Source organism: Pseudoalteromonas sp. MEBiC 03485 (assembly GCF_004195145.1).
GTDB classification, from domain to species: domain Bacteria; phylum Pseudomonadota; class Gammaproteobacteria; order Enterobacterales; family Alteromonadaceae; genus Pseudoalteromonas; species Pseudoalteromonas apostichopi.
In genome coordinates, this window is the sequence record NZ_SGBT01000001.1 from 1,081,002 (window position 1) to 1,099,943 (window position 18,942).

Annotated in this window: 16 protein-coding genes; 8 read left to right on the plus strand and 8 right to left on the minus strand. The window is 41.8% G+C overall.

From position 1 onward, the window contains the following. Nucleotides 1-18: 18 nt before the first annotated feature. Entirely contained in the window at nucleotides 19-1,530 is a 1,512-nt protein-coding gene (locus tag EVU92_RS04975; protein ID WP_130052228.1) for a YifB family Mg chelatase-like AAA ATPase, read from the plus strand. Between the two features lie 8 nt (nucleotides 1,531-1,538). On the opposite strand, the gene EVU92_RS04980 is transcribed toward EVU92_RS04975, so the two are convergent. Both EVU92_RS04980 and EVU92_RS04985 read right to left on the minus strand, forming a co-directional pair. Further along, the gene (locus tag EVU92_RS04980; RefSeq protein WP_130050265.1) at nucleotides 1,539-2,243 is read right to left on the minus strand and encodes a response regulator transcription factor; all 705 of its coding nucleotides are present in this window, start codon (nucleotides 2,241-2,243) and stop codon (nucleotides 1,539-1,541) included. Between the two features lie 165 nt (nucleotides 2,244-2,408). After that, nucleotides 2,409-4,904: a S9 family peptidase gene (locus EVU92_RS04985; protein WP_130050266.1), complete on the minus strand. Its 2,496-nt coding sequence runs from the start codon at nucleotides 4,902-4,904 to the stop codon at nucleotides 2,409-2,411. Nucleotides 4,905-5,048: 144 nt separating this feature from the next. Here EVU92_RS04985 and EVU92_RS04990 point away from each other — a divergent pair, with 144 nt between their 5' ends. Continuing rightward, on the plus strand, nucleotides 5,049-6,113 hold the full coding sequence (locus EVU92_RS04990) for a hemolysin family protein (RefSeq protein ID WP_130050267.1): 1,065 nt from the start codon (nucleotides 5,049-5,051) through the stop codon (nucleotides 6,111-6,113). Here the strand turns inward: EVU92_RS04990 and EVU92_RS04995 are convergent. After that, the gene (locus tag EVU92_RS04995; RefSeq protein ID WP_130050268.1) at nucleotides 6,110-7,330 is read right to left on the minus strand and encodes an EAL domain-containing response regulator; all 1,221 of its coding nucleotides are present in this window, start codon (nucleotides 7,328-7,330) and stop codon (nucleotides 6,110-6,112) included. The two genes, EVU92_RS04990 and EVU92_RS04995, sit on opposite strands and share 4 nt — an antisense overlap. Before the next feature lie 175 nt (nucleotides 7,331-7,505). Here EVU92_RS04995 and EVU92_RS05000 point away from each other — a divergent pair, with 175 nt between their 5' ends. Then, a complete protein-coding gene (locus EVU92_RS05000; RefSeq protein WP_130050269.1) occupies nucleotides 7,506-8,522 on the plus strand; it encodes a site-2 protease family protein in 1,017 nt (338 codons plus the stop codon). A gap of 54 nt (nucleotides 8,523-8,576) precedes the next feature. Here the strand turns inward: EVU92_RS05000 and EVU92_RS05005 are convergent, their stop codons facing one another. Both EVU92_RS05005 and EVU92_RS05010 read right to left on the minus strand, forming a co-directional pair. Further along, nucleotides 8,577-9,890, minus strand: coding sequence for a TIGR00366 family protein (locus tag EVU92_RS05005; protein WP_130050270.1), 1,314 nt, complete (start codon nucleotides 9,888-9,890; stop codon nucleotides 8,577-8,579). A gap of 114 nt (nucleotides 9,891-10,004) precedes the next feature. After that, entirely contained in the window at nucleotides 10,005-10,958 is a 954-nt protein-coding gene (locus EVU92_RS05010) for a chemotaxis protein CheV (RefSeq protein WP_130050271.1), read from the minus strand. Nucleotides 10,959-11,103: 145 nt separating this feature from the next. On the opposite strand from EVU92_RS05010, the gene EVU92_RS05015 reads away from it, so the two are divergent. Together EVU92_RS05015 and EVU92_RS21760 are read left to right on the plus strand one after the other, a co-directional pair. Next, the gene (locus tag EVU92_RS05015; protein ID WP_054563927.1) at nucleotides 11,104-12,168 is read left to right on the plus strand and encodes a potassium channel family protein; all 1,065 of its coding nucleotides are present in this window, start codon (nucleotides 11,104-11,106) and stop codon (nucleotides 12,166-12,168) included. 163 nt (nucleotides 12,169-12,331) lie between these two features. Beyond that, nucleotides 12,332-12,544, plus strand: a complete 213-nt coding sequence (locus tag EVU92_RS21760) for a hypothetical protein (RefSeq protein ID WP_130050272.1) — start codon at nucleotides 12,332-12,334, stop codon at nucleotides 12,542-12,544. A 29-nt stretch (nucleotides 12,545-12,573) separates the two neighbouring features. Here EVU92_RS21760 and EVU92_RS05025 read toward each other — a convergent pair whose 3' ends face one another. Both EVU92_RS05025 and EVU92_RS05030 read right to left on the minus strand, forming a co-directional pair. Next, nucleotides 12,574-13,605 carry a cytosolic protein gene (locus EVU92_RS05025; RefSeq protein WP_130050273.1) on the minus strand — a complete coding sequence of 344 codons (1,032 nt, stop codon included), beginning with the start codon at nucleotides 13,603-13,605 and terminating at the stop codon, nucleotides 12,574-12,576. A gap of 77 nt (nucleotides 13,606-13,682) precedes the next feature. After that, nucleotides 13,683-14,141 (minus strand): EVE domain-containing protein, encoded by a 459-nt coding sequence (locus EVU92_RS05030; RefSeq protein ID WP_130050274.1) that lies wholly within the window; start codon nucleotides 14,139-14,141, stop codon nucleotides 13,683-13,685. Between the two features lie 79 nt (nucleotides 14,142-14,220). On the opposite strand from EVU92_RS05030, the gene tesB reads away from it, so the two are divergent. Beyond that, entirely contained in the window at nucleotides 14,221-15,078 is an 858-nt protein-coding gene (gene tesB / locus EVU92_RS05035; RefSeq protein ID WP_130050275.1) for an acyl-CoA thioesterase II, read from the plus strand. Here tesB and plsB read toward each other — a convergent pair. Further along, on the minus strand, nucleotides 15,075-17,525 hold the full coding sequence (gene plsB, locus EVU92_RS05040) for a glycerol-3-phosphate 1-O-acyltransferase PlsB (RefSeq protein WP_130050276.1): 2,451 nt from the start codon (nucleotides 17,523-17,525) through the stop codon (nucleotides 15,075-15,077). The genes tesB and plsB overlap by 4 nt on opposite strands. Nucleotides 17,526-17,956: 431 nt before the next feature. Here plsB and rpsJ point away from each other — a divergent pair, with 431 nt between their 5' ends. Continuing rightward, nucleotides 17,957-18,268, plus strand: coding sequence for a 30S ribosomal protein S10 (rpsJ, locus tag EVU92_RS05045; protein ID WP_002957900.1), 312 nt, complete (start codon nucleotides 17,957-17,959; stop codon nucleotides 18,266-18,268). 27 nt (nucleotides 18,269-18,295) lie between these two features. Beyond that, nucleotides 18,296-18,931 carry a 50S ribosomal protein L3 gene (gene rplC, locus EVU92_RS05050; protein ID WP_036974218.1) on the plus strand — a complete coding sequence of 212 codons (636 nt, stop codon included), beginning with the start codon at nucleotides 18,296-18,298 and terminating at the stop codon, nucleotides 18,929-18,931. Nucleotides 18,932-18,942 lie beyond the last annotated feature (11 nt).

Consider the following 18,942-nt stretch of genomic DNA (forward strand, 5'->3'; position numbering starts at 1 on the left):
ATAGGGACATCATGGATTGTGTCTTTAGCTAGAATATTTTCACGTGCACAAGTAGGTGTGCAAGCCCCTGAAGTAATTGTTGAAGTACACCTAGGAAATGGCTTGCCAGCTTTTCATATCGTTGGCTTGCCAGAGGCATCAGTCAAAGAGTCGAAAGACAGAGTGCGTAGTGCTCTCGAAAACTCACAGTTTGGTTTTCCTGACCAACGTATAACCGTCAACCTTGCGCCTGCCGATTTGCCTAAAGAGGGTGGTCGTTTTGATCTGGCTATTGCTGTGGGTATTTTAGTCGCCTCTGGGCAAATAAACTGCCCTGATATACATCGATATGAGTTTTACGGAGAGTTGGCTTTAAATGGTGAAGTAAGAGGGGTTAACGCTATTTTACCATCGGTATTGGGAGCAAAAGAGCTGGGCCGCTGTTGTTTCTTACCCGCGGAAAACGATAACCTCGCAAGCCTAGTGTCGGGCGTTTCTCGAAAAGCCGTTTACTCCTTACAAGATGTCTGGAATGACTTATTAAATCAGCAACCTTTACCACTTAATATTAGCTATCCAGAACAGCAGTCGCAGCGTGATTCACTACTCGATTTAAGCGATGTGAAAGGCCAGCCTGGCGCAAAAAGAGTGCTCGAAATTGCTGCCGCTGGTGGCCATAATTTGCTGTTTCTTGGTCCTCCAGGTACTGGTAAATCAATGCTTGCCCAGCGCATGCCAACGATTATGCCAACTATGTCCGATGATGAAGCAATTAGTACTGCCGCGTTATATTCTATTATTGGTCAATCGGTTGATTTATCTAATTGGCGTGAACGCCCCTTCAGAAACCCTCATCATACTTGCTCTGCAGTTGCCCTAGTCGGTGGTTCTTCGAACCCTAAGCCGGGTGAAATCTCCCTTGCTCATAATGGCGTACTGTTTTTAGACGAGCTGCCCGAATTCGAAAGAAAAGTGCTCGATTCACTGCGTGAACCAATGGAAACGGGCGTGGTGACTATATCGCGAGCGGCACGACAAATGGAATTTCCATCGCAATTCCAGCTAATCGCCGCATTAAACCCTAGCCCCACAGGAAGTCATACCGATAAACGTGCAACACCAGATCAAGTTCTGCGGTACTTATCTCGGGTGTCTGGGCCATTTATCGATAGGATTGATTTACAAATTGAGCTGCCGCGACTTACCAGTAGCCAATTACAGAGCACGCAAGTGGAAGAGAGTAGTGAACAGGTGAGAGCCAGAGTCGAAAGAGCCTATACAATTCAGCTTAATCGACAAGGTAAAGTGAATGCGCGATTGAATAATAAAGAAATGAGCATACATTGTACGCTTGCAACTGCTGAGCTACACTTTTTAGCAAAAGCCAGTGAAAAACTGGCCTTATCACCCCGCTCGTATCATCGTGTTATTAAAGTTGCGCGTACCATTAGCGACTTAAAAGCGCAGCCTTCAATTACCTTAAACGAATTAAAAGAGGCGCTGAATTATCGCGCCTTTGAACGGTTAATTAGCCAACTAACGCAGTATTAGCAAGCTTGTTAAATAGACAGCATGTAGCCTTTGCCGCGAACGGTAACGATACGTTTTTGGTCTTTTTCATCGCTTAACTTTTTACGTAAGCGGCCAATAAGTACATCAACGGTACGATCGCTTGGGCTCCAGTCAGGTTGACCAATTTCTTCGGAAATTTTTTCACGTGATGTGGCCTTACCAGCATTTGCAATAAGACAAATAAGTACCTTGTGCTCTGCCTCTGTAAGACGAGACTCTTCACCATTAGGAGTGATCAATGTGCGGTTATCTGGGTGCAGTTTAAAGTCGGAATATTCTATAAATTCTTCACTTTCATCATCATGCTGTGAGCCTTTTATACGTTTAAAAAGGGCGCGCATTCTTAGTTCAAGTTCTAGTAAGTCAACTGGCTTGCAAATGTAGTCATCGGCACCTTGTGCAAGTCCGGCAATACGGTCAGCTTGCGAGTCACGACTAGACAGTACAATAACACCAATATCAGTTAAGGCGTTAAGTTCTTTGGCAAGAAGCAGCCCATCGCGCTTTGGTAATACAATATCGATAACTGCTAGAGAAATTGCTTCTTTAGACGAAGCACGTGATTGCACAATGCTTAGTGCATCTGCACCCGTTGAATCTACCTCAATATTAAACTCAGTTTCTTTAAAATGATTAAGAATGCGTTTAACGAGTAATTCGTCGTCTTCAACCAATAAAACTTGAATAGTCATTCGCTTTAATTTCACACTTGATTTGTTGTTATGTTAGCACTGTATGGCAAAGGCTGAGAAGTGTCATGGCGAAGTTTGTAACTATTTCTTACAATTTAATAGCTTAGCGTTTTTTAAATAGAGGGAAAACTGAGCACTCAACGAGTGCCCAGTTAAATAACTAAACTACTTTTCAGGATAAAGATATTGCCACCATTGTGGCTGATCTTTTAAGTTTTTATCAAAATAAGCCAACATCGTATTCCACCAATCAAAGCGCTTATCGCGAGCAAATATTTGGTGATCAGCACCCTTGTACTCAATCAGCTCAACATCCTTACCCAATAATTTTAATGCCGTGTACATATTGTGACTTTCACCAACAGGTACATTGGTATCTGAGTCACCGTGAAGTAGTAATAACGGCGTTGTTACTTTGTCAGCATGAAACACAGGGCTATGTTGGCTATAAAGTGTAGGATTGTTCCAAGGGTAGCTATTTTTAGATGCCTCAGCTGAGTATAAGTAACCCCACCAACCTTGGCCCCAATACGAGGTGATATTTGAAATCCCCGCATGGGCAATCGATGCACTGAACATATCCGTTTTGGTTGCTAATAACATGGTCATAAAGCCACCGTAGGATGCACCTAGATTACCCACACGTTTACTATCTACGAAGCTATATTTATCTAAAAAGGCTTTTGTGCCGTCAATGATGTCGTTGGCTGTGTACTCACCCCATGCGTTTACGTGTTTAGCTGAAAACTCTTGGCCAAAACCTGTTGCACCAGTAGGTTGTACAACGTAAACAACATAGCCATGCTCAGCCCATAAGTTAAATGGGTAACGACCCGTAAAACCACGTGTTACAGGCGATGTACCGCCATAGTAATAAACCAGTGCAGGGTATTGTTTATTGCTATCTAAATCATGGGGCAGATAAACACGGCCTTTAATTTCAATGCCATCTTTATTAGTAAAGTTAAACTCTTCCAGTGAGGCTACTTGAGTATCTTCATAGCCAATTGGCTTAGAGTCCCACAATACTTTAGCGCGATTCTTACCTAAGTGTAGTTGTTTTAACTGCTGAGGTGTTGACGCTGTGGTGCCGGTAACCAAGATCCGCGGGGTGCGTTCGTGTGAATAGCTAACTTGCTCAACAACATCAAAGCCCGTATTCACTTTATTAAAACGTTTTTTACTCAAGTCGAATTGATAAAGCTGCACAGTGTCTCGCTCGGTAACTTTAATTAGTGCATCACCATTATCAAGCACATTTAACTGGCCGATAGCTGGGTTAAACTCTTTACTTAGAGCGCTGGCTTTTTTACCGTCACGGCTCAGTAGATAAAGTTGACCGTCATAGTTATTAGCAAGCATTCCTTCAGGAAGATTACGACCTAAGCCATTATTAAAATCAGGGCCGGCAGTGACATAAATACCGTCATCAGTATATTTAGCCTGATTAAAGGTATTGTATTGACCAAGTACTGTGAGGGCCGATGTAGTTAGGTCTAACTCAACAAGTTCAGTTGCGGGTTGTGGTGATAGCTGCATTGCTTGTGCTGAGCGGCTCATTAAAACGTGGCCGTTTTTAGCATCAAAATCTTCAAGTGAATGGCTAAGCGGGCCTTGGCTTAAGATTTTGCTTAGACCTGTAGCGATATCGAGTAAATATACTTGCGATGTAGTACGAGCATAAGACCAACGGTCTTGCAGGCCTTGATAATGTTTAGTGAGCTTACCATTATCTGTTGGAGATTTTGACCAACTAAAAATTAAGCTGTTGTTATCAAAAAACTGAAAACCATTTGCACCAGCAAGGTTTTTAGCAATCACGTTAAGTTGCATGGTTTTTAGGTTTAAACGTTTAAGCTCGCCATTTAATAGATACACTAAAGTTTTACCATCTGGGCTCCAAGTAATGTTACTCGGTTGGGCTGACTCAAAACGATAAAGGGTGTTGTTTTTGGCGTCTTTAAGCTCAGTAACATATTGCGCTTGATTAGCGGTTGCATCTTCGTAATGACGTTGGCTAGTAATGAAGTAATCGCCATTTGGCGCCATTGAAATATAACTTACCGTTGGCGCATCGAATAATTGCTTAGCCGACAAACCGTGTTGTTGTTTAGCGCTAAATTGCACAGCATCTAGTTCAGACTTAGCTGTAAAATCAAGCTCAACCTCATTCCAGTTGGCAACTTGTTCAGTAATGATAACAAACTGATGATCGCCTTGGCTTAAAGCTAGCTCATAGCTTTTATTCTTTTCTGTTTGCTTTTCACCATCAATAAATAGCTGTGCGTTTTCAATGCCTTTAAGCGTTAATGAGCCTTGGCTAAAGCGCTCAGTTGAGGCGGTAAATTTAAGGGCTTGTAAACCACCAAGTGTTAGCGCACTAATTTTGTCGAATGATTGCCAGTCAAGCTCATTACCAAATACACGAATGCTATTGCTGCTTTTCTGTAAGCTAGGTAATAGGTTGGCAATAATGGCATCATGATGGTCCGTTTGATATGGCTTAAGTTGCATATCTTCGCCAAGAGGACCAATAAATTGCACCGCTGATTTATCAATGGCAGCGGCCATTGCAGTATTGCTTAATGCACATAGCGCTAATGCACTAAATGTTGTTTTTAGCTTGGCTGATTGGCTTAGCCAAGTAGTTGAAAGTGTCATAGTTTCGCCTGTTGAAGGTAATTTAAACCAATATAGCACGCTGCAAATTACCCAAAAAGTGCTCTGCGTTAGATTGCAGTCGGGTTTGAGCTTGTGGTTTTCAATTGCTATGGTGAGCAGGTTAACTTTTTAAGAGGGCTCAGCGTGACATTGCTACTTGTTTATATGTTTGTTGCCATTGCGGTTTCGTTTTTGTGCTCAGTGATGGAGGCGGTACTGTTAAGTATTACACCAAGTTATGTTGCCATGCTCAGAAAGCAACAACCGCAACTGGCAAAACGTGTTGGTAAGCTTAAAGATAATATAGACCAACCTTTAGCAGCAATACTGACGTTAAATACCATAGCGCACACGGCAGGCGCCGCTGGCGTTGGCGCACAAGCTGCAGTGGTGTTTTCAGATGCAGCAGTTGGCGTTGCCTCCGCAATTATGACGTTATTAGTACTGGTGCTTTCTGAAATTATTCCTAAAACATTAGGCGCTAATTATTGGCGAGGATTAACCCCCATTGTTAGTGTGAGCCTCATTTGGTTGGTATTTATTTTAAAACCTTTTGTGTGGTTTGCAGATATCTTAACGCGCTTTTTGGGGCGTAATTACGATGAAGCTTATTACATCCGCCAAGAGATTGAAGCAATGGCTGATATTGGCTCTGAGTCAGGAGCGCTTGGGCAAGATGAATCTGAAATCATTCGCAGCCTGCTGCATTTTCGTCATGCCAAACTCGATACTTTAATGACGCCACGTACGGTGCTTTTTAAAGTGCATAAAGATTTAACTGTAAACCAATACTTGTCGGAACATGGTTCGTCTTCGTTTTCAAGGGTATTGGTGTATGACAAAAATGGTGACGATATTATTGGCTTCGTGCATAAAAATGACATCATGCTGGCTTATCATCGCTTAGGTGAAGACTATAAAATTAGTAAGCTCGTTAAGCCTATTTACACGGTACCAGAAACCTTGCATGTGCCTACATTACTCGAGACTTTACTGTCAGAGCGTACTCACATTTGTTTAGTGGTAGATGAGTACGGTGATGTACAGGGCATTGTTACTCTTGAAGATTTAATTGAAGCATTAATGGGACTTGAAATTGTTGATGAGCATGATCAATCAGCTAATATGCAAAAAGTCGCCAAACAGCGCTGGCGACAACGTTTAGCATCGAGTAATACCATCGTTAGTGACGATAAGCGTAATCCTTAACGGCGGTGTCCTGCTGCCGTTTTTACCATTTGCCGCCATGAGAGTGACCAATTTAAAAAATCTTCTTTGGCCTTTGGGCGGCACAGTAAAAAGCCCTGCATTAAAATAAACTCTTTGTAGCGGTCAAGGTACTCAAGCTCTTCCACACGCTCAATGCCTTCAGCAACAATGGCAAGGTCTTCTTGAATTGCTATATTCACCAAACTACTAACAATCACTTGGGAAAACTGGTCGGTTTCAATATTGCTAATCAGGGTGCGATCGATCTTTATTTCGGTAAATGGCAGCGTTTTTAGCTGCTGAACATTAGTAAACCCTGTGCCAAAGTCATCAAGTGAAATACCAAAACCGCGCATTCTCAGGCGGTTGAGTGTTTCAAGTTGAGCAGTACTACGGAGCGCATACTGTTCGGTAATTTCTAAAATTACTTCACTTGGTGTTAAGTTGTTAAGGTGAAGTATTAAAGCGAGTTTATCTGGGCAACTTAAGTCCTCGAGCTGTGAGGGTGATAAGTTAAACGCCAATTTTAAGTTAGGATCAAACTGCTCTTTGATTTCTGCAAAGTCGTTAGTCGCCTTTTCAAATAATTGAAATGTGATGAGGTTTATTAAATCTAGGTCTTCAGCTATGCAAATGAAACGATCCGGTAAGATTATTTCCTCTTCTTGGCTAGTATTTATACGGGCAAGTACCTCAATACTTTCGACCCGATTATCATGGCGATTAATCTTAGGCTGATAAAACGGAATAATTTCATTATGGCTGATAGCGTGTAGTAACAGTGACTCAGAAATAGGGGTTTTGGTGCGCTCAACATGAATAGCAAAGTGCTCAAGTTTTTGCAGTAGTAAATAAACCTGATTTAGCTGTACCGGTTTAGTGACATTACCAATTAAGTGGGCGTTATGCTTACGTGCCAGATCAGCAGCAAGGTCAATAACTTTAGGATCCATTTCCGAAATAATAGCAATTGCTCCATGGTACTTCATAGAGCCTAAATGACGAATAAGCTCCATACCATCCATGTCTGGCATGTTGAGATCAGTAAAAATAGCATCAAAAAAGTGAGGGGCTTTTTTCACCTTTTCTAATGCTTCTTCGGCACTTAGACAAGTTGTTATATGCGGAACCTCAAGCTCATTTAAAATGGCATGCATAACAATCAAGATGGCTTTAGAGTCATCTACTACGAGAATGTGTCTATTTGACTTCACCATATTCACTCCATGAACAAGAACGCTAAAGTTAAAAGTAGTAGATAAAAGGTATTTAGTCATGTTTTTTACCTGTTTTATAGCGTAAAAAATACACAACCTTGTCCCTAAAGGAAATTAGTAATTTTGCAAGGCCTAAGTATAATGGCCGCACTTTTTATTCGTATATATAAGAACTATGGTCAGACTTCAGCTGAGTCTCGCAGACGAAACCTTTATTTTGCATTTAAATGGCTCACAGTTAATTCAGCTTTTTCATCAACAACAAGCAATTGCCTTCGATAACCCAGAGCTCGAACTTTATGAGTTTGATTTTCAGGGGCAGCGTATTGGTCTTGATACCAGTAAAGTGCACGAAAAAAGCTTAGCAATTTTTGTTAACCAGCAGCAGGTGAGCCAACTTGCTTTACCTGAGTTACAAGAAGCTGAACCAAAACGCGGCATTATAGGTTTGCTGGCACTGGGTTTTAAATTATTCAAAAGTGCAAAAGTAGTGAAAGCAGCTTTAGCGGGTGCTTCGGTGGCAGGCTACGCTTGGTTATTTTCCATTGAATTTGCCTTAATGTTAATTGCTTGCTTGGTTGTACATGAATATGGTCATGTGCGTGCTATGAAATATTTTGGCATTAAAACTAAAGGTATTTACCTTATTCCCTTTGTTGGTGGTTTGGCCGTTTCCGATGATAAAATTACCACGCGATGGCAAGATGTGGTGATCTCACTCATGGGGCCCGCTTTTGGCTTAATTACCTCAGTACTGGGAGTCGTGCTTTACTACGCCACTGAAATGGAAATATTCGCTGGTGTGGCGGTACTCAGTGCACTGTTAAACCTATTCAACTTGTTACCTATTCTGCCCTTAGATGGCGGCCATGTACTTAAAAGTATCAGTTTTTCGATGCGTTCATGGATAGGTCTAAGTGTGTGTTTGTTAGGTGTGTTATTTGGCTTATGGCTAAGCTACACCTTTGGTTTGATGCTACTTGTGTTCTTCTTATTTGTAGGGGCACTTGAGATTATCTTTGAGTGGCGCGGACGTCACTACTCACACCTCATCCCTCTTGATACTTATGGGCAAGGTTTCTCAGCGGTAATGTACGCACTGGTTGTTGCAGGTCATGTGGCAGTGATGATGCACTTTGCCGATTCAGAAAGCGCAATCCTAAGCTTACCAATGAAGATTTTAGCAAGTTAATAAGCATTGCAATATTAAATATTAGGAAGTGTTTTTTCACTTCCTAATTTTGAGTTAAGGATAAAAGCTCAGCATCAAAGATATAAACACGCCGGTGATGATCAGCTGTACAAGGCAAAAGCCCATGATGTCTTTTGCTTTTAGGCCGGCAATAGCAAGCACAGGGAGTGCCCAGAACGGTTGAATTAGGTTGGTCCAGGCATCGCCCCATGCAACCGCCATAGCAACTCGTGGCATATCAGCGCCAAGTGTTTGTGCGGCTGGAATGACAATCGGCGCTTGCACTGCCCACTGGCCGCCGCCTGATGGCACAAATATATTCACAAACCCTGCACTTACAAAGCTCCAAAATGGCAGCGTCTCGGCGGTTGCAATGGCAATAAACCCTTCAGAGATTTGTTGAGCGAGTCCCGTTTTTACCATAATCGCCATGATCCCAGCATAAAATGGAAATTGAATGACAATACCAGCGCCGCTGGGGATTGCTTGTTGTAAGCTGCTTAGTAAATTATGTGGTGTTTGATGCAGTAAAATTGCACTGAATAAGAAAATAGCGATCACGCTATTTAAGTTTAAGCCGCCACCGTTTAGCACAAAATAATAGAATAAATAGGCAAGACCAACGGCACCTACCCCCATACCAAGCAAGCGACTGTGCTCGATGACTTCGGCAGGGCGGGTAGGCGTCGCTATTTGTTGTGATTCATCTTCAAGCTTTGCTAGGTCAACATAAACGCTGTCTTTTTCGCTTGGCAACATATAGCGATTTACCAGCGGCATAATAATAAATAAGCCCACAACGATGGCGATATTGAATGCTGAAAAGATCGTGTTCTCGGTGCCTATTATGCCAATGCTTTGCTGTGAAAAGTGACCATCGGTTGCGATAGTCAGCGGTACTGAGCCGGCTAAGCCGCCATGCCAAACAATAAAACCAGAATAAGCACTGGCAACTAGTAAACGGTAATCAACGCGGGTTTGTTTCGCAATTGCTTTGGCGAACAAAGCGCCAATAACTAAACCAAAGCCCCAATTTAGCCAGCTAGCCAATAAAGACACGAGCGTAACGAGTATGATCGCTTTGGCAGGGCTGTTGGCGAGAGTTGCAAGTTTGTTGAGTATGCTGCGCATAACAGGGGTACTCGCTAGCATGTAGCCCGTTAGCAGCACCAGCAGCATTTGCATGGCAAATTGTAATAGGTTCCAAAACCCACCTCCCCAAGCCGCGAGTACCTGCGTGGGCGTTGACGGAGTAAAGAGACTTGCAACGATGAAGCTCAGTAAGGTGAGTAAAATAACAAATACGAACGGGTCGGGTAGATAACGCTCAACTAGTTTAGTGAATGGTTTAGCAACGCGATTTAGCATAGTTTTTATTGTTGTCGTCGAATCGATAATGCCAATAAATCATGAATAACGATAATTGGCAAATTGCGACGCCGTTGCTTTAGCTGATGCGTTTAAAAACAGATGCTATAGCGATTACTGTGAGTCTTGCTCTAGCACGGCTTTTAAGCGAGCTTGAACTTCTTCTACTAATAGTATTGGCTGGAACTTGGATAAAAAGGCATTACAGCCAACCTTCTCAACTAAAGCTTGGTTAAAGCTTCCGCTTAGGGATGTATTAAGAACGATATGTAAGTTCTTCATTCGGCTGTCGTTACGAATTTCGTGTGTTAAACGATAGCCATCCATTGCTGGCATTTCAGCATCGGTGATCACCATAAGTAATTCTTTCTCAACATCTTTGCCTTGATCAGCCCAGCCTTTTAACATCTCAAGAGCTTCAAGTCCGTTACGAGCAGGTATGATTTCGATACCAAGTTGCGATAATGTATCGCTTACTTGCTTACGTGCTGTAGGTGAATCATCGGCATGAAGAATTTTGCGGCCTGCAAATTCGTTCACGATGCTTTTATCAAGAATATCTTCAGATATTTGGACTTCGTATTCAACGATTTCGGCGAGCACTTTTTCTACATCAATAATTTCAACCAACTGCTCTTGGTCATCACGTTTCAATTTCGTTAAGGCAGTTAGGTAGTGATTTTTACCAATAGCAGTTGGCGGCGGCATGATATCTGACCATGTCATATTGACAATTTGATCAACTTTACCAATTAAAAAGCCTTGCACGGTGCGATTGTACTCAGTGATAACGAGGTTTGTATCTTCGATGTGTTTAGCTTCTGGCATGTTTATCGCTTTGCGTAAATCAATCACTGGAATGGATTCGCCGCGAATATTTACGACCCCAGACACTTTAGGATGCGCATGGGGAATTTTACTAATTTGCGGTAACTTGACCACTTCTTTCACTTTGAACACATTGAGTGCGAATAAGTGGCGGCTGTGTAGGTAAAATAGCAAAAGCTCTAAGCGGTTTTCACCGACCAGTTGCGTACGCTTATCAACAGAAGCAAGAACACCTGACATATTTCACCCTAAATACCTAATACAGAGATAGTATAGTCTACTATTATTTTTCATCGACATGCATTAGGAATTTTCCATCAGTTGCCAAAGAGCAAGCATTACAGTACCGTATCGATAATTTCCTCCACTATAAATCGCAAGGATTATGCATCATATATTTAATCGTTTAGTGGTACTTATTCGCAGTCATATAGATCAAGTAAGTTGGCAGGCTGTGGTATTTACTACGCTTTTGCATATGCTACTTATTTGGTGGCTACTTATGCTTGCAGGAGAGCAAGCGCTCACACCACTCAGTACTTATTTTTATTATTATGTAGTAACAACATCAACAGTTGGCTATGGCGACTTTAGCGCTAGCACAGAGCTTGGCCGTTGGATTGTCGCATTACTACAAATACCTTTTGGTTTAGCATTATTTGGCGTTCTGTTAGGAAAAACAGGGCAAACAGTAACTTATTTAATTAGGCGCGCTATGACGGGTGATAAAAGCTTCGCACATATAAACAATCACATAATTATCTTTGGTTGGCACGATACACGGACTAAGAAGATGGTTGACTATATTTTGGCCGATCATAAACGTTTAGATCGTCGTATTCTATTGGCGGTCACAGAGCAAATGGAACATCCATTTTTAGCAAATCCGATGGTTGATTTTGCTCGGCTAAGTAGCTTTACTGACTTAGATGAGTTGAAAAGAATCGCCATTGATCGCGCCGACAAAATTATAATTGATGGCCAAGATGATGACCAAACCTTTACAACAGCCCTGCGTATTAGCAAGTTGGTCAATGAACAGTGCCACATCAGTGCGCACTTTACTGATGAAACTAAAATCGAAATGCTACATGAGCATTGCCACAATGTAGAATGTAGTAGTGCTAAATCAGCAGAGATATTAGTGCGTTCAATGCAAGACCCAGGTTCAAGCCGCGTGCAAGAAGAGTTGTTATCGACACTACACGGGGATACTCAATTTAGTTTACCAATTCCAAAAGGCGTGCAAGCAATGGAATTTGGCAAGCTGTTTCATCACTTTAAATATAGTCACGATGCTATACTACTGGGTGTCGCACATAACTTGAGTGCAAAAAATATGGACTTAAACCCGCCACTTGATTATGTAGTAAGTGAGGGAGATATTTTGCATTATATTGCTGCGGAGCGTGTTTTGAGCGACGAAGTTGATTGGTCAGCGTTGGTATAGTACCAATCCGCAATAATACTTAATCATTTTGAGGGATTAAACCTGTTGCTAACTGCGTTAAAAATTCCTCATTTAGAACAACTAAATAACAAAATTTTTGCCTTGCTATCAACAAGGTTTTATTGCCTCAAAATGGACCACTTAATTAAGCGAATTGGTATTTATGAGTGAAGTTGCGTTTTTAATTATTGTATTGAGTGCCTACATCTTACCTGTGGTCATTGTGCTCAATAGTAAACGCACTCAGGGCCACGAAAAGAATGCTTGGTTAATAGGTATCATCTTCTTTTCGTGGTTAGCTTTAGTGATGTACTTAACAATTATCCCCAAACACGGACGGGTCAAAAAACACCGCAAAGTAAAACCCAAGGGTTAACTTACGCCTTAAGGTTTCAAGCTGCTGTATCACTTCAACTGTTTTAGTTTATGATCTATCACAGGATCATCGGGTGAGAGTTGCTGAGCCACTTCTAATACCTTAATTGCATCGTTTGGGTGCTCATCTTGATGTTTGATTGCAACATCAATCAGCGGTTGCACATCAATCGCATCTTTTTGCTCTTGCATGTGCTCGGCTTTTTCTTCAGCTAAAATTGTATGCGCGGTGCTTAGTAAGGCTAAACGATGTGGCGAACTCTTGTTTGCCTTATTTAGACGACGATAATAATCTTCTTTAAAGCGCAGCGTTTTGGTTTGCTGGCGGAATTGGGCTATATCAACTTGCTGGTGGCTAATAAAATCAACAGCAACATCTTTATAAAAGCCAAACTTATTTAAATATGTTGCATGAACACTATGGCCCATACCAAACACGCGTAAGTGGGTTAGTTGTGGGTAACGTTTAGCATGAGCTCGGTCGATGCGATTCGTTGGGTCGTAAATAATATAACCCTTTGCATGGCCTAAATCTAAATCGTGGTAGTCACCGTTCCAATCAAATTTTTGCGCGATGTCGGTACTTGAACGATCATCCCATGGCGCTTTTTCTTTGTTTTTTGTGCTAACAGGGTGAAAGAGTAAAACTTTATCAAGCTTTAATAGATTGGCAAATGCACCAACGGCAAAGCCTCCTCGACTCAAGCCATAACCTAACCGCTCTTTAAACCCACTAATCAGTGGTGCTAGCTGCTCAATGAAAAACAACAGATTACGGTGTCTAAACCAGTTACTAATGCCTAAATGTTGAAAGGCGATAATATTCACATCTTGCTTTTTCGCGAGCTTATAAGCCCAAGGCGAAAAATCATCAGTGATATCATGTTCTTGATAATTTGTTCCAGCAGGAGAGAAGGTAATTAGCAGGGGCTTATTGGCATCAATGATATGGTATTTTACATAAACATCGCCGAGCAAGTCACCGCCAGTCATAGGCATAAGGCTTTGTTGCTCATCGCGGGGGAGACTGGTCCATTCCTCTAACCAATACAGTAATTTCATACATCCCCCTTAGTACCTCTAAAATAAAGGGGCGAAATTATAGCAAAAATAGCAGCTCATTAAAAATGGTCGCTACTTTAATAGCTCATTGCTATGATCTGTTGCCAATCATGTTCGGTTACCGGCATTACTGACAGTCGTCCGCCTTTTTTAAGGGCTATTTCGGTAATTGACTCATTGGCTTTAATTGCTTGCAGGCTAACTAGCTTTTTAAGGTGTGATTGATATTTCACATCGACCACAAACCAGCGCGGGTTATCAGCGGTTGCTTTGGCATCGTAGTAATCGCTATTTAAATCAAACTGTGTTGGGTCGGCATAGGCTTCGCGAGTTACCGTCGCGATACCTGCAACACCCACCTGTTTGCAACTTGAATGATAAATCATCACCAAGTCACCTTGCTTGATACCATCGCGAAGAAAGTTGCGGGCTTGATAATTACGCACGCCATCCCACATAGAGGTTTGCTCAGGTGCGTTCTTTAGATCATCAATTGAAAATGCATCGGGTTCGGTTTTAAAAAGCCAATAAGCCATAATGAGGTGCTCTTACAAAGATTTACTTCCAATTAGTCTATAGTATCATTAAACGCTTGTCGGGATTGAGGATAAATAAATGAGCCAAGTATTAGATGACCTACTGTCATTAATGTCGTTAGAAGAGATTGAGCAAGGCTTGTATCGCGGGCAAAGCCAAGATTTAGGATTTAGAGCTGTATTCGGTGGTCAAGTAATGGGGCAAGCCCTATCTGCAGCAAAAGAAACATTACCACAAGGACGTATTGTTCACTCTTTACACTCTTACTTTTTGCGCCCAGGTGATGCTGCAAAGCCGATTGTCTATGATGTCGAGAATATTCGTGATGGTAAAAGCTTTAGTACTCGCCGTGTAAAAGCAATTCAATACGGTAAGCCGATTTTTTACATGACCGCCTCATTTCAAGGTGAAGAAGAGGGCTTATCACATCAAGCGCAGATGCCTGATGTACCTCAGCCTGAAGAATTAAAATCATCTCTTGAATTTTACCAAGCAAATGCAGAGCTTATTCCTGAACCAATTCGTAATAAGTTCATCCGTGAAGTACCGATTGAAATGCGTCCTGTGACTTTCCATAACCCGTTCAAACCACAAGTTATGGAGCCAGTTAAGCATATTTGGTTTAAAGCAAATGGTGAGATGCCTGATGACCAGCGTATTCATAATTACTTACTTGCGTACGCGTCTGATTTTGAATTTTTACCAACCGCATTACAGCCACACGGTGTATCGTTTATGCAGCCGAATATGCAGGTTGCGACGATTGACCATGCAATGTGGTTCCACCGTCCTTTTAGACTTGATGATTGGATTTTATATTCAGTTGATAGCCCAAGTGCGAGTTCTGGTCGTGGTTTGGTACGAGGTCAGTTCTTTGACCGTCAAGGCAATTTGGTTGCCTCAACGATCCAAGAAGGGGTCATGCGCCAGCGTTAATTTTCTGAATGCTGAGCTTGGCTTTGCACTATATCATCAATTGACTGCCAGACCCGTGCTGGCAGCAATGCTTTAAGATATAAATACACTTCACACAGCTCATTGCTGCCCGTTAAGCCTTGCTCTGTTTCGGTAATTAGCTTTTGCTCACGTAAGCTTGAAATAAAACCAATAAGCACTTTTTTATCAAAGAACTCTGGGGTTTTAATGCCATGCAAGGTGCCTAAGCGCTCTGCTAACACTTGGCTTTCGTGTTCAAGTTCTTCACGCTCAATACCACTGCTAGTTTGAATAAAGCCAACCACGATAGCGTAACGCTGTAGCGTAAGGTTTAAGGCACGACCTAGCATTTCGAGTTTTGCTAAACAGTCGTTGCTGTTGGTGATCTTGATGTTATCGCCATCAATTTCAATGAGATCTTGATCAACGAAGCTTGCTAGAACCCGAGTAATGTAGTTTTCATCTAACTCATGTAGGAACCACTCTTTGGCAAACAGCGGGTAAAAACGCGCAATTAAGGCTTGGCACTCTGCTAAGGTCGTTTTGTGTGCCTTGAATAAATGCAGCGCCAATAAGCTTGGAACTGCAAATAAGTGCAATACGTTATTTCGATAGTAGTTAAACAGTGTTTTTTCTTTATCGTTGATAGCGATAATTTCGCCAAATTCATCACTGATAACATCAAACTTATTAAGTTTGAGTGCATGCTCTAGTAGCTGTTCTGCGCTTTCGTCTGGTGTGGTCACCTTTTCACTGTAACTTGCGCTACGTTGTAAATGAAGATAAAACTCAAGTTGAGCAATCAGCTTAGGTCTACTCAATGCATGTTTATCATTAACTAATAAAATCATGGCAAGTAGATTCACTGCATTTAGTGCAGCAGCACTATTAATATTAACCATTACCTTATCAGCAAGTTCGGCGACCTGCGGTCCAAGCCATTGTGGTTTCTGAACATCAGTTGGGTGAATAGATTCACGCCAATCAGGTTGTTGATCATTTAGGTATTGATTAATCGAAATAGGGTCGCCAAAGTTTAGGTAACCACGGCCATAGTTTTTTAGGTTTTTTATCGCTTTAAAGATACCTAATACCGACTCACCTTTCTTATCGTTACCAGCAAGCTCTTTTAAGTAGGTATTAATTTCCATTACGTGCTCATAACCAATGTATACAGGAACAATCGAAATAGGGCGATCAATGCCACGTAGCATGGCTTGCAACGTCATGGCGAGCATGCCTGTTTTTGGGGGTAACAAGCGACCAGTGCGGCTACGGCCACCCTCAGTGTAAAACTTTACTGAATAGCCTTTGATAAATAACTGGCTCAGGTACTCTTTAAATACAGATGAATACAATTTATTGCCCGCGAATGAGCGGCGAATAAAGAAAGCACCACTACGACGGAAAATACCACCTGCTGGGAAGAAGTTTAAGTTGATACCTGCGGCGATATGCGGCGGAACCAAGCCCAAATGGTAAATAGAGTAGGTCAGCAATAAGTAATCCATATGCGAGCGGTGACATGGCATATAAATAATCTCGTGACCTTTATCTGTAAGCTCATGCACTTGTTCAGAAAACTTAATATCAATACCGTTATAAAGTTTATTCCAAAGCCAAGTTAAAATACGGTCTGCAACACGAATAGTTGCATCGCTGTAATTGGCGGCAATCTCATCAAGTAATTTAAGGGCATTTTGGCGAGCTTGCTCTTGGCTAATGTTCTTTTCTTTCGCTTCTATTTGAATTGCTTTTTTAATTGTTGGTGATGCAAGTAGCGAATTAAAAAGCTGCTCACGCGATGGCATCTTCGGGCCTGTCGCTGCTAGTTTTTGACGGCGAAAGTGTACACGGGCTACACGTAATAATTTATGCGGAAGCTCATCAACATCGGCTTTTTCATTTACTAATAAAGATAAGTCGAGCGGCTGACTAAAACGAATAAAATTATCGCGCCCAGAGAATAGCAGCACAAAGAACTTACGAAACCAGCTAGGTGTTAATGAGTGAGATACCAAAGTTCCCAAACCTGGCTTTTCTTTTCCTGGGTTTCTGCCCCATAAAATCGTCACTGGGATCACTTGAACGTTTTTCTCACCTGATTGCATCAGATGGTCAATAATCTGTTTGCCTTGTTGCAGGGCATTGCTTGGTTTGCTTTTGTTACCAATTAGCGGTGGCGGGTTTTGAATACCAATAAAGCGATCAAGTTCAGCATTACCTAATAACTGTTCTTCGGTTGGGTCTGGTAAATCGTATTTCTTACATACCCGTGCGAGTGCGGCTAAATCAGAACGCGCATTAAGCCTAACAATATAGAAGGTCGGGTTGGCTGGGTTTAGATTGTATTGTTCAATCGGGTTTTCTGGTAGCACCTTACTTTTTACAAACAAGCGGTTCATACCGGCAGAAATGAAATTTAAACAACGATTAATGATACGCATCAACTCACCAAAGTTATTAGTAGATATTAAATAGACCGAGTGTGGTCAAAAATAAGCAGCATAGAATAACAATTATTAACTGGACTGACCATTTAAAAGCGATTTTCTAGCTCCTTTACCGAACCAAGTATAATTTAAAGACGCTAATGTTATTGATAAAGTTCGAAAAATAAACAAAATTTAATTTAGACCTTTGGGATTTTCAAAATAGTTGTTGCATTTATCACCAATCTATCTATAATACGCAGGCTTTCAAAATTCCCTCGGGAACTTGGAAGGAAAAATTAAGCTTGGATTTCAAGCTAATAAACAGGAATTCCGATTTGGAATTCAACGTAGATATAAGAGAACAGCCGACATCTTAATTAATAAGTGTGTTTCGGTCGTTTTTTTATGCTCTTTTTAAATGCTCTTTATATTGAGGTTTAAGAATGTCAAATCAACGCATTCGTATTCGCCTAAAAGCTTTTGACCACCGTTTGATTGACCAATCAACGGCGGAAATCGTGGAAACTGCGAAACGCACTGGCGCACAAGTACGTGGTCCAATCCCACTACCTACACGCTTTGAACGTTTTACTGTACTAACTTCACCGCACGTTAACAAAGACGCGCGTGATCAGTACGAAATCCGCACCCATAAACGTCTGATCGACATCGTAGAACCAACTGACAAGACTGTTGACGCTCTTATGCGTTTAGATCTTGCTGCTGGTGTTGATGTTCAAATCAGCCTGGGTTAATCGGAAGATTAGAGAGGTTTTAGGAAAATGGCATTAGGTCTAGTCGGTCGTAAAGTGGGTATGACACGTATCTTCACTGAAGATGGTGTATCTATCCCTGTGACAGTTATCGAAGCGACTCCTAACCGTATTGCTCAGATCAAATCTGAAGCAACTGACGGTTATAACGCGCTTCAAGTAACCGCAGGCACTAAAAAAGCAAGCCGTGTAAACAAAGCAGCAGCGGGTCACTTCGCTAAAGCTGGTGTTGAAGCGGGTCGCGGTCTGTGGGAATTCCGCCTAAATGGTGGTGAAGGCGATTTTGAAGTAGGCGCTGAGCTTACTGTTGAATTATTCAACGAAATCAACAAAGTTGACGTAACCGGTACTTCTAAAGGTAAAGGTTTCCAAGGTGGTGTTAAGCGCTGGAACTTCAGCATGCAAGACGCTACTCACGGTAACTCTCTATCTCACCGTGCTCCTGGTTCAATCGGTCAAAACCAATCACCTGGTAAGGTGTTTAAAGGTAAGAAAATGGCCGGTCACATGGGTGCTGAGCGTGTAACGACTCAAAACTTAGAACTAGTTCGCGTTGACGCTGAGCGTAACTTGCTTTTAGTTAAAGGTGCAGTACCTGGCGCTATCGGCGGTGACGTTATCGTTAAACCAGCTGTTAAAGCATAAGTCCTGGAGAT